This window comes from Dysgonomonas sp. PH5-45 (genome assembly GCF_029893235.1).
Taxonomy (GTDB): domain Bacteria; phylum Bacteroidota; class Bacteroidia; order Bacteroidales; family Dysgonomonadaceae; genus UBA1309.
In genome coordinates, this window is record NZ_JARXWE010000001.1 from 89,723 (window position 1) to 101,854 (window position 12,132).

The following is a 12,132-nucleotide window of genomic DNA, read 5'->3' on the forward strand; positions in this document are numbered from 1 at the left end:
TGCTATCAATCAAGAAAGCAGGCTTTATATTTTTTTAGAAAAGTTGAACGGGAAATATTATTTATAGATATCCTCTCACAATGCCTCTTGGCGATTCTTTGATGAATCTTACAACTAAATCCATTTCTGGAGTGCGTTCAAAGTCTTGTTCTATTTTTTTTACTGCGTCACTAAAATTCAAGCCTGATTGGTAAATGACACGGTATATCTCCTGAATCTGGTTTATCTGTTCGTTTGTGAAACCCGAACGGCGCAGGCCTACCAAGTTGATGCCCGAATAGGTTACAGGCTCGCGTCCGGCAATAACAAAGGGAGGTATATCTTTCCCCAGCCTTGTGCCTCCTTGTATCATAACGTGTTCGCCGATACGTGTAAACTGATGAACAAGCACCCCTCCGCTCAAAATCGCGTTGTCAAATATTTCAACTTCGCCGGCAAGCTGGGTTGCATTACCAATTATGATGCGGTTTTTCAGAATACAGTCGTGAGCAACATGGCTGCATGCCATAAGTAGGCAATTATCGCCTACCACGGTTTTGCCTTTTGCTGCCGTTCCCCGGTTTACGGTACAGCATTCGCGAATGGTTGTATTATCGCCTATGATGGCAAGCGTTTCTTCGCCTCTGAATTTTAAATCCTGAGGAATGGCTCCTATTACGGCGCTCGGAAATATGACACAATTTTTACCTATGCGCGATCCGTATCGGATGTTGGCATTAGACATGATACGAGTGCCATCTCCAATTTCCACATTGTTTTCTACGTATGCAAAAGGCTCAATGGTAACATCGTTGCCAATGATAGCATCCGGATGAATATATGCAAGATTGGATATGTTAGACATAAGATATGAGTGGTTTAATTTTATTTATTTTTGATTATCTGTGCGGTAAATTCGGCTTCCGAAACAACTTTTTCTCCCACAAAAGCGTAGCCTTTCATGTTGGCTATACCCCGGCGGATTTCTGTCAGAAGGTCGAGCCTGAATATCAGTGTGTCGCCCGGAACTACCTTTTGTCTGAATTTAACGTTATCTATTTTAAGGAAGTAGGTAGAGTAGCGGTCGGCTTCTTCCAGTCCGGATAGGACTAAAATGCCCCCTACCTGAGCCATGGCTTCTACTTGCAGAACGCCCGGCATTACGGGTTCCTGAGGGAAGTGTCCTTCAAAAAACGGCTCGTTTGTTGTTATATTTTTAACTCCCACGATGTGTTTCTGACCTATTTCGATGATTTTGTCGACCATCAAAAACGGATAACGGTGAGGAAGCATATTCCTTATCTGGTTTATATCAAAAACCGCAGGCTCATTGACATCGTATATAGGCGGTTGAACGTCGTTCTGTTTTATTTGCTTACGAATAACACGCGCCAGTTTGTTATTGATATTATGCCCCGGACGGGTCGCTATAACACGGCCTTTTATCGGTTTGCCTATCAGAGCCATATCGCCTATTATGTCGAGCAATTTGTGGCGTGCGGGTTCGTTAGGGAAAAGGATGGATTTGTTGTTGAGATAGCCAAGTTCGGAGGCATCCTTATGAGGTACGCCAAGCAAATCGGCAAGCTTGTTGAGAGACTCCTGATCGATTTGTTTTTCGTAAATAACAATCGCATTGTCTAAGTCTCCTCCTTTGATGAGGCCGGCTTCGAGAAGCTTCTGAATTTCCCTGACAAAAACAAAAGTACGGCAACTTGCTATTTCCTTTTCGAAATCCTGAATATTATCGAGGCTTGCCGATTGGTTGGGAATATATTTCGATTCGAATTCGATGAACGAGTTTACACAAAAGTGATCGTCTGGAAGAAGTATAAGTTTAGAACCGGTTTCTTCGTCCATAACCTGTATTTTGCGGCGCACTACAAAGTAGTCGCGGTCGGCCGATTGCTCTTCCAGCCCAACACGGTTTATTTCTTCGACATACTTTATGGAACTGCCATCTAAGATAGGGAATTCGGGGCCGTCAACATCTATCAGGCAGTTGTCAACCTCCAAAGCATACAGGGCAGCCATAGCGTGCTCTACTGTACTTATCTGTATATCATTTTTTATGAGAACAGTGCCTCTCTGTGTTGCGCCCACATTCTCGGCAAGGGCATCTATGATGGGTTGTCCTTCAAGGTCTGTTCGTCTTATTTTATATCCGTGGTTTTCGGGAGCGGGATTAAAGGTTACTTTCAGGAATAAACCTGTATGAAGGCCTTTGCCTTCGAGAGTGAAGCTTTCTTTAATCGTTTTTTGTTTTTCCATCTATAAGTTTAGTATATATACTTTGATTGTTGTATTCGTTGGAGTAATAAATATTATTCTTCTCCTTCCTTAACAGCATGAATATTAAGGCTCTTTAATCGTTCAAGTTCTTTTGTCAAATCGTTTAGCTGTTTATACATATCCGGCAATTTTGCAAAGATAATGCTACTTCTGAAGTAATCTTTTACAGGAATGGCCGGAGCGCCTTGTATCTTTGACCCGGGTTTGACGTTGCTGATAATTCCCGATTGAGCACCGATACCGCTGTCGTCTCCAACAGTGATATGTCCGCCCAAGCCTACCTGCCCGCCAATTACACAGTTCTGCCCTATTTTTGTGGAACCCGATATACCGGCTTGCGAGGCCATGACTGTATTCTGGCCAACTTCAACATTGTGGGCTATCTGAATCAAATTGTCGAGCTTAACCCCACGGTGCACGATAGTGGCATCCATAACGGCACGGTCTATCGTGGTGTTTGCTCCAATCTCAACATCGTCTTCGATAATAACAGCACCCATTTGGGGAATCTTCTTGTAAGTGCCATCGTCTTCCTTTGCAAACCCGAAACCATCGGCGCCGATAACGGCTCCGGCGTGGATTATGCAATTTTTCCCGATTTTGCAACCATAATATATCTTGGCTCCCGGATATACAATTGTATTCTCTCCGATTTCGACTCCCTCACCAACATATGCCTGAGGGTATATTTTTACATTATCTGCAATCTTCGCATTATCAGCCACATAGGCAAACGAACCCAAATAGAAGTTTTTGCCTGCTTGTGCAGAATCGGCTATATACGACATTGGCTCTATCCCGGTCTTTTGAGGCTTGCTTTTTTCGACCATATCAAGTAAAATAGCTAATGCAGCATAGGCATTAGCAACTCTTATGAGGGTTGTTTTTACGGGATGTTCGCAAACAAAATCAGAATTTACCAAAACAATGCTGGCTTCTGTCGAATAAAGGTGATGCGTATATTTAGGGTTAGCCAGAAAACTTAAAGTACCTGTTTTCCCTTCTTCTATTTTAGAGAAACTACTGACTTCAACATTCGGATCGCCTTCTATTGTACCATTAAGAACGCTGGCAATTTGTTGTGCAGAGAATGATATATGCATGTTTTCTATAAAAAAGTGCTTTTATTTTAGCTATAAAACTGCGAAATAATAAATAATTTTCCAAATATAGACTTTTTAGTCCTAAAATATTTTGCAGATGGTGTTAATAATGCATTATTGCTTATTTTCCGAATGTTTTTTCAACTTCTAAAGTTCCGTGAAAAGTGATTGGTAACCGGGCTGCGTCTACTACTTTTAAGTTTCCGAATCCGATTTTCTGTGGGTCGAACTCTAAAGTAAACGTGGTTTGATGTCCCGAACGGGTTTTAACTGTGATAACCCTTTTATTCTTTCTGACATCTTCCGATTGAAAGGAAAATTTCTTTGTTTTAACATTGATTCCTGTACTGGAAGCTCCTATCGGGGCTTTATTCGATTTTCCCAAATAAGGCAAATCGGCATAGAGTTGTTGTTTTGATATTTTGAAGGTATAGCCGCTTTTTGCTACATCAACCGCCCGTTCGCCCATAGGGAAAGCAGTTGTAACTTTTAGCAGGTAGGTTACCGAGTCGAGCTCGTTTTCTGTGTCGGAAGTTGTTACGTTAAAATTTTCGGCCGATATGTTACCTAAACAAATAGCAGTAAAAACAAGGCAAATAGATAATAACTTTTTCATAGCGGGTTGTTTTTTTAAGTAGATTATTTCATAATCAGATAAAAATAGTGAATTTTATTTAACTATCAATATACGAAATGGAAAAATCCGCAAAAAATTAAAAATATAATGACTACCGTATAAAAGAAATATATCTGCCATCGCTTTTGGGTAAGAGCAAAAAAGTGCGCGGCAATCATCGATAAAGACAGCAGAAATATCATTTTGGTAAGCACCTGATTTATGGGTAAAAACAAATAAAGTATTCCGGAAGTAATGAGCAGAATATTGAAGAACGAGATACAGGCTCTTATCCTTATCTTGTCCTTAAAATTGTTCATATAGTTGTATGCCAGAATAATAGTAGATGTAATGATGGCAAAGCCCAAATACATATAATAGAACAAGTTTCCGTACAGGGATATAAGATTGGAGAAGTCTATTTCGGTCCATTTAACGAAAGGGGCATAAAACGCGTCTATGTTGTTTGTGTATACAAAATAGAATATCACAATCCAGTAAACTAACCCTATACCTAACAAAGATGAGAGGATGGCTTTGAAGCGGAACGAGCGCATCAGAAGCAACCCAACCCAGAACAGGGGCAAGAACATCAGAACATCGGGAGTAAACAAACTGCCTAAAGCCAGATAAAACCCCATATATAGCGAATGCCTTGCTGAAATAGGGTTCTGATAAGCATCCAGTAACTTGTCGAGAGTAAGCAAGAAGAAAAATATTGCGAGGTATTGGGGCGTAAATAAAGCAAACGCGGAGTCGGAACTAAGCAATAATATTGAAAAAGCAAAGGGTAGGGAAGTGCGGGTTCTTATCAGGGCATGTTTTGTGTTTATGTGCAACAAGAAGAACGAAATGCCGAAAGCACAGGCAAAACTTAGCACAAACGACAAAAGCCCCGACGAAGTTATGATAGGTTCAATGGGGTTCCATAAATACCCGCCATCGTATTTCACTGTCGGGAAACGCGATGAGAAGCAACTCGCAAAGCGCATAACGAAAGCAAGTATGGTTGCCCAAGTAACAACCAATCTGCCTTCTGATATATATTTTTTGTACGATTTTAGCACTTCGGTTATTTTAGGTCGAACCCGATGTCTTTTCTGAAATATTTTTTGTCAAAATCTATTTTATCCGCATTGCGGAACGATACACTCAAAGCCTCGTCTTTGGTTTGTCCATAAGATGTTACGGCAATAACGCGCCCCCCATTGGTAAGCAAACACCCGTCTTGCTTTTGGGTTCCGGCATGGAACAGTATGCTGTCGGTAACGGTATCGGCGTTTTTAATCGGCTTTCCCTTCTCATAATCGCCCGGATAGCCGCCCGAAACAAGCATTACCGTTACGGCATAGCGGTTATCTATCTCCAGTTCCTTATTTTTTAAAGTGCCGGAGGTTACACCCTCAAGTAAATCTACTAAATCCGATTTTATGCGGGGCATAACGACTTCCGTTTCGGGGTCGCCCATGCGGACGTTATATTCTATAACCATCGGTTCGCCGTTTACGGCCATAAGCCCAATGAAGATAAACCCTTTATATTCGATGTTGTCTTTCCGCAAACCATTAATGGTTGGGATAACGATGCGCTGCTCCACTTTTTCCATGAAAACTTTGTCGGCAAACGATACGGGCGATATCGCCCCCATGCCGCCTGTATTCAGTCCCGTATCGCCTTCGCCAATACGTTTGTAGTCTTTGGCAACGGGCAATATTTTACACGAATGACCATCTGTAAGCACAAATACCGAGCATTCTATACCCGAAAGGAATTCTTCAATAACGACTGTATTTCCTGCTTTCCCAAACATCCCGTTCAGCATGGCATGCAATTCTTTTTTTGCCTCGTCCAAATCCTGAACAATAAGCACTCCTTTTCCTGCCGCCAGTCCGTCGGCTTTCAGTACATAGGGGGCTTTCAGAGTTTCCAGAAAAGTGTAAGCGTCCTGAATCGTATCGAGTGTAAAGCTTTCGTAGCGGGCGGTTGGTATATTGTGGCGGTTCATGAATTGCTTGGCAAAGTCTTTACTGCCCTCAAGTTGCGCGCCATTCTTTGAAGGGCCTATAACGGGAATATGGCAAAGCTGACCATCGCCGGTAAAAAAGTCGTAAATGCCTTTAACCAAAGGGTCTTCTGGGCCTACCACCACCATGTTGATGTTATTGGCCAGCACGAAATTTTTTATTTTAGGGAAGTCCGTCGGTTTTATATCTACATTTGCCCCTAAGGTTTCCGTCCCGGCATTTCCGGGAGCAACAAAAAGATTTTCAACTTTTTTACTTTGTTTTATTTTCCATGCCAACGCATGTTCGCGGCCTCCGCTGCCAAGCAATAGTATATTCATGATTTTATTTTAAAATTTCTCCGGTTGCTGCAAAGATAGTATAACGATTGTTATTTTAAGTTGCCGGAAGGGATGTTTTCGTGCTCAAAATATATTTTATGTGGCATTATTTGTATTTTTGAAACAAATAACCTAACTGTGGTAATGAAAAGATTTATGTTGCTGACACTGTGCGCTTTTGCATTGTGTTCCTTTCAAAATAAAACCAATATGACCAAAGAAGAAATAGAACTTATAAACAACGGAACCGCCCAAACCCCGTTCAGGGTTTTGCTTGTTACCGACGAGGCTGATGCCCTGTTCCTGCGCCGGCAGTGCAGAGATATAGAACACATAGAGGCAGATAAAGACCTGCATTTTTTTATAGAAAGGCTAAAACTGACAATGGAACAGGAAAACGGCATAGGCATTGCCGCACCTCAGGTTGGTCTTGGGCGCAATCTTTTTCTGTTTACCCGGCTCGATAGGCCTGAATATCCGGTTCAGGTAGCAATCAATCCCCGCATCGTTGCCCACTCGGACGAAACGATGGATTTTGAGGGTGACGGTTGCCTGTCGATACCCGATTTTAACGGAACAAGCCTTCGTTACCGCTGGGTAGACGTGGAGTATACCGATCAGGATGGCAGCCTGCACAAAGAACGGCTGCATGCCGGAGGCAGGGGCGACGATTACACAGGGGTTATCTTCCAACACGAATACGACCATCTGCAAGGAATACTGTTTACCGACAGACTGGTTCCGACCCCCGAAGAGGAGGAACAACAAGCTTTTCCTGCCAATAGTATTTTAAAGTAAAAATTAAGAACATTTAAAGGAGATTGTTTAAAGGTATTCTGTACTTTTGAAATTCAAAATAAGATATTAGAACAGAATAAGCACAAATCAGTAATAACACGATACTCAAAAATAGGAGAATCAAATATTCACAAAATTTATCATGCAACAAGAATTTACGATTGGCCGAGGCAAAGCAATGATTAACTTCACCCTGAAGTATTGCGATACCCGTCAGAAAATGATGAACAGTTATGGTTTTAAACGGGTCATCGAAAGCTTTATTCAGCATAAACTGAAAAAAGACGAGGTGATAATCTATAACTATTACATCGAAACCTTCAAAGACGATGAAACTTTAGCCAATTCGTTGATAGACTTTTTTAAGCTGCTCAATGTTTGCGAAACGGACGAGGTTTTGAAGGTGAACAGCATTTACTCGGTTTTTCTTGAAGATAAAGACTTGTTTATTGAACTCATAGAGTTGCTTTATTCGTATTGGCGTCAACTTCAGCGTATTACTATTGTGCGCAACTCTCAATTGGGAGATGGATTGCAGAATGTGCGCTTTATTCAGGCAAACGACCTGTTTAACGAACTGATTCTTTCGATATACCGCCGTGTAGCCGAAACAGTGGTAGGCTACCGCCATCGTGTATACAGGCAACTGTCGGCAGGGGCAATCGCGGGATTGACACTCAATGATGTGAAATGGAATTGCCCGATGGAGTACAACGGATTGTCGGCAGTACCCTTTATCAGTTCCATAGTGTTTAATCCTCCGGTCATTACCTACACAAAGCGTAACACCCGCAGCGGTATTTTTGAAGAACATACATCCAATCCTCTCAATAGGATAATACTTAACGACGACGAGTGGTTTGTGTTTCCGGCATGGGTTGGCAGTATGCTGACGTTCGTATATTTCCATAAAGATTTCATTGACCATGGTTTGGGGTTGGCCAATCTTTTTGAGCTTGCCACCGAGAGCGAATACAACGGGCGCAAACCCGATATGATATACGTGTTTGGATATCCCGACGGATACGAGGAAAAACGTATTTTCTATTACAAGGACAAGAAAAACGATATCATGATAGGCTATGCAAACTATTGCGACGATATCGATTATTTCGGGTATATGAAAAAGATGTTGCTTACCCTCCACAACATCAAGCAGATGGAAAAAGAGCATCTGCCTATACATGGCGCCATGGTTAACGTTCTGCTTAAAAACGGGAAAGAGGCAAATATCGTTATCATAGGCGACAGCGGTGCCGGCAAATCGGAAAGCCTCGAAGCCTTCCGTTCGCTCAACGAAAGCTATATCCGCCACATGCGTGTTATCTTTGACGATATGGGCTACCTGAAAGAAGAAAAAGACGGCTCCATAAAAGGCTATGGAACAGAGATAGGCGCTTTTGTGCGTACCGACGATTTGGACCCTACTTATGCCTTTGAGCAATACGACAGGGGTATTTATACAAATCCCGATAAAATTAATGCCCGGGTTACAATCCCTATTTCAACCTACCAGGTCATATCGAAAGGTTATAAGGTTGACTATATGCTCTATGCCAACAATTATAGCGAAAGCCAGAAGAAGATAAGTTTTTTCGATAATCTGGACGAAGCCATCAAGGTTTTTGAAACAGGTGCGCGCCGTGCCAAAGGCACAACTTCCGAAACAGGCTTGGTGACATCTTATTTTGCTAATCCGTTTGGAGCTGTGCAAGAGAAAAAAACAGCACAGAAACTTGTTCAACACTATTTTAAAGCAATGAATAAGAATGGAGTGAAGATTGGCGAAATACATACCGGTCTGGCTATCGAAGGGCAATCGAAGGAAGGGCCACGCATGGCTGCCGAAGAACTGTTCAACCTCATAAACGAGTAAGAGATGATAATTTAAGGATAAAAACTCTCGGGGCTGCCTATACTTTTTAGGCAGTCCCGTTTTTTCGTGCCTAAAAGTCTTGCATATGTTTTTCTTTGTGTAATTTTGTGAATTTGTGATTTTTTAGTGAAATCGCAGAAATATATCTGTATCAGACATTAAAATATAAGTGTTATGATAAAATTATTAAAGTTTACACTGTTTGGTTTACTATTCCCTTTGGGGTTAGCGGCTCAGAATGTAGAATTGGATTTTCTGCTTAAAGGAAAAGAATACGAACAGATAGAATTGAAGGCCGAACGCTATAACGGAACACGCTTCGATACGAAAGGTGAAAACATAGATGGTTGTTGGCGTTTTTCCATTCCTGCCAATATTTATGAATCTATTACAGGCTTCTGTCTGATACCTAAAGATTATAACAAAGAACCAATTACTAATCATAAAATAGTTTTTGGCAGCGTTGTTTTAAATGATACTATGACCGTTTCCTCTTTTTTCCCGATGGAGAAGAAGAAAATAATTGGGGGCAACTATATCCGGAGAGCAGAAATCAATAAAGTGCTGGGGGAGGATGAAAAGCAAGAACCTGTTATAATGACCGAAGTTGAAGATATCTTCTTAATACCTTACAGCGAAATAGAAGGTGACGAACTGGAAATACGGATGCTTTTCCCACGGTTCGGTCGCGTCATCCCTGAAATGGGAGAAAGTTTGTGTTATACGGATGTTTTGCCTCAATACATACAAATAGCAAAACGATATCCTGATTCAAAATTTCTTGCTGCAAATCTTATAAAGGGGGGGGATATTAGGTTTTATAATTCAAAAGAAGATGTAAAAAAGATTTATGATTGTTTTTCGGAAGAAAACAAGAACTCTTATTTTGGCAGTAAAATAGGTCAGTACCTTTCTTACTTCCGGTTCGAAAATATTTCTTTACCAACAACAAAAGACACCACAATAGTGGAGCCCATCCTTGCCAATAGCCGAAAATATAACCTGATTGTTTTTTCTGCTTCGTGGTGCGTGCCTTGCCATAAACTGATTCCTAAACTAAAAGAAATACACAACGATTTGTCGGATAATCTGGATATCGTTTACCTCTCGCAAGACGAGCCCAAAACAAAAGACAGTTGGGTAAAACTCATGAAAAAAGAATCCATACCGTGGCGAAGCCTGTTTATAGGCGATAATAGGCCTTACATGAGAGAGCGATATGGACTGAAGGGAGTGCCTTATACTCTGTTGGTGCATCCGGACGGCAGAGCCGAAACATTAGAAATAGGGAATAAGAAAGACAGTGCGAAATTGTACGAAATAGTAAAGCAATAAATAAAAGTAATAAAGAATTAACAAAGAAAAAATGTCATTGATTGATTTTAAACCGAAAATTATTTCTTCTCTGAAAGACTATTCGAAGGAGACGTTTTTTGCCGATTTGATGGCAGGTATTATTGTCGGCATTGTAGCCCTTCCGCTGGCAATAGCGTTCGGTATAGCATCGGGTGTAACGCCCGAAAAGGGTATTATCACGGCAATTATCGCCGGGTTCATTATTTCTTTTCTGGGGGGTAGCAAAGTCCAGATTGGGGGTCCTACGGGGGCGTTCATCGTTATCGTGTATGGCATTGTGGCTAATCCGCAGTATGGAATAAAAGGGTTGCTTGTGGCTACCATACTGGCAGGGGTGATACTTATCCTACTGGGAGTGTTTAAGCTGGGGGCGGTTATCAAATTTATTCCTTATCCCATTATTGTGGGTTTTACGAGTGGTATAGCCCTCACGATATTCACAACACAGATAGCCGACCTTTTCGGGTTGGACTTTGGAGGCGAAAAAGTACCGGGCGATTTCATTGGCAAATGGGCTCTTTATTTCAAGCATATCGGCTCCATTAACTGGGCTAACACAGCGGTAAGTATTCTTAGTATATTGATAATTGTTTTCACTCCTAAGTTTCTGAAAAAAATACCGGGTTCGCTGGTTGCTATCATAGTAATTACCGTGCTTGTGTATCTGCTGAAAGAATATGCGGGCGTAACCAACATAGCAACGATAGGCGACCGCTTCACAATCAAGGCGGAACTGCCCGAAGCCGAAATTCCCAATCTGAATTGGGAGGCGATAAAAGGCTTGTTCCCGTTGGCCTTCACGATTGCTTTGCTTGGAGCGATAGAGTCGTTGCTGTCGGCTACGGTAGCCGATGGGGTGATTGGCGACAAGCATAATTCCAATACCGAACTTATAGCCCAAGGAGCGGCAAACATTATAACCCCTTTGTTTGGAGGTATTCCCGCAACGGGAGCCATAGCCCGCACAATGACCAACATAAACAACGGGGGGCGTACCCCTGTGGCTGGCATCATACATGCGGTGGTGTTGCTGTTAATACTGCTGTTGCTGATGCCGTTGGCGCAGTATATCCCGATGGCTTGTTTGGCAGGGGTATTGGTTATAGTGGCTTACAATATGAGTGAGTGGCGGTCGTTCAAGGCATTGTTCAGCAATCCTAAGTCGGATATCCTTGTGCTTGTTATAACATTCCTGCTGACCGTTATCTTCGATTTGACGATAGCCATAGAGATAGGCATGTTCCTGGCATTTCTTCTCTTCTTGCGCCGGGTTACCGAAACAACAAAAATATCGCTCATTAAAGATGCCATAGACCCCAATGCCGAGATAGATATCAAACTGCAAACCGAAGAGCATCTGATAATCCCCAAAGGGGTGGAAGTGTACGAGATAGACGGGCCATACTTTTTTGGTATAGCCAATAAATTTGAAGAAAGTATGCGCTCGATAGGCGACCGCCCCAGAATCCGTATTATCCGTATGCGGCGGGTTCCTTTCATAGATTCCACGGGTGTACATAATCTGGAAAGCCTGTGTAAAAAATCGAGACGCGAGGGCATTGTCATAATTCTTTCGGGGGTAATACCCGAAGTAAGGCAAGTGCTGGAAAGAGCCGGATTTGATACACTTTTGGGCAAAGAAAACGTTTGCCCGAATATTAATTCGGCTTTGAGCAGAGCGAAAGATATATTGAACGAAACAAGCCCTGAAAAGGCTGAATAAATGAACTTGCAGGAAATATTCGCCCGCAACATTTGTATATTTGAA

The 12,132-nt window shown here is 42.0% G+C and carries 10 protein-coding genes; 4 read left to right on the forward strand and 6 right to left on the reverse strand.

Going from position 1 to position 12,132, the window contains the following annotated elements:
• Positions 1 to 61: 61 nt before the first annotated feature.
• From lpxA to purD, 6 genes are all read right to left on the reverse strand, one after another.
• Positions 62 to 844 carry an acyl-ACP--UDP-N-acetylglucosamine O-acyltransferase gene (gene lpxA / locus M2132_RS00375; protein WP_280670158.1) on the reverse strand — a complete coding sequence of 261 codons (783 nt, stop codon included), beginning with the start codon at positions 842 to 844 and terminating at the stop codon, positions 62 to 64.
• 20 nt (positions 845 to 864) lie between these two features.
• Positions 865 to 2,250 carry a bifunctional UDP-3-O-[3-hydroxymyristoyl] N-acetylglucosamine deacetylase/3-hydroxyacyl-ACP dehydratase gene (locus M2132_RS00380; RefSeq protein ID WP_280670160.1) on the reverse strand — a complete coding sequence of 462 codons (1,386 nt, stop codon included), beginning with the start codon at positions 2,248 to 2,250 and terminating at the stop codon, positions 865 to 867.
• Positions 2,251 to 2,303: 53 nt separating this feature from the next.
• A complete protein-coding gene (gene lpxD, locus M2132_RS00385; protein WP_280670374.1) occupies positions 2,304 to 3,368 on the reverse strand; it encodes a UDP-3-O-(3-hydroxymyristoyl)glucosamine N-acyltransferase in 1,065 nt (354 codons plus the stop codon).
• Positions 3,369 to 3,495: 127 nt separating this feature from the next.
• The gene (locus M2132_RS00390; RefSeq protein ID WP_280670162.1) at positions 3,496 to 3,990 is read right to left on the reverse strand and encodes a DUF4251 domain-containing protein; all 495 of its coding nucleotides are present in this window, start codon (positions 3,988 to 3,990) and stop codon (positions 3,496 to 3,498) included.
• Between the two features lie 65 nt (positions 3,991 to 4,055).
• A complete protein-coding gene (locus M2132_RS00395) occupies positions 4,056 to 5,057 on the reverse strand; it encodes a hypothetical protein (protein WP_280670164.1) in 1,002 nt (333 codons plus the stop codon).
• 5 nt (positions 5,058 to 5,062) lie between these two features.
• Entirely contained in the window at positions 5,063 to 6,334 is a 1,272-nt protein-coding gene (gene purD / locus M2132_RS00400) for a phosphoribosylamine--glycine ligase (RefSeq protein WP_280670166.1), read from the reverse strand.
• 210 nt (positions 6,335 to 6,544) lie between these two features.
• Here purD and def point away from each other — a divergent pair, with 210 nt between their 5' ends.
• The 4 genes from def (at position 6,545) to M2132_RS00420 (ending at position 12,087) form a co-directional block, all read left to right on the forward strand.
• Complete coding sequence (gene def, locus M2132_RS00405) at positions 6,545 to 7,132, forward strand: peptide deformylase (protein WP_280670168.1); 588 nt, start codon at positions 6,545 to 6,547, stop codon at positions 7,130 to 7,132.
• Positions 7,133 to 7,274: 142 nt separating this feature from the next.
• Positions 7,275 to 9,008, forward strand: a complete 1,734-nt coding sequence (locus M2132_RS00410; RefSeq protein ID WP_280670170.1) for a phosphoenolpyruvate carboxykinase — start codon at positions 7,275 to 7,277, stop codon at positions 9,006 to 9,008.
• 174 nt (positions 9,009 to 9,182) lie between these two features.
• A complete protein-coding gene (locus M2132_RS00415) occupies positions 9,183 to 10,343 on the forward strand; it encodes a TlpA disulfide reductase family protein (protein WP_280670172.1) in 1,161 nt (386 codons plus the stop codon).
• Positions 10,344 to 10,374: 31 nt separating this feature from the next.
• Complete coding sequence (locus tag M2132_RS00420) at positions 10,375 to 12,087, forward strand: SulP family inorganic anion transporter (protein WP_280670174.1); 1,713 nt, start codon at positions 10,375 to 10,377, stop codon at positions 12,085 to 12,087.
• Positions 12,088 to 12,132 lie beyond the last annotated feature (45 nt).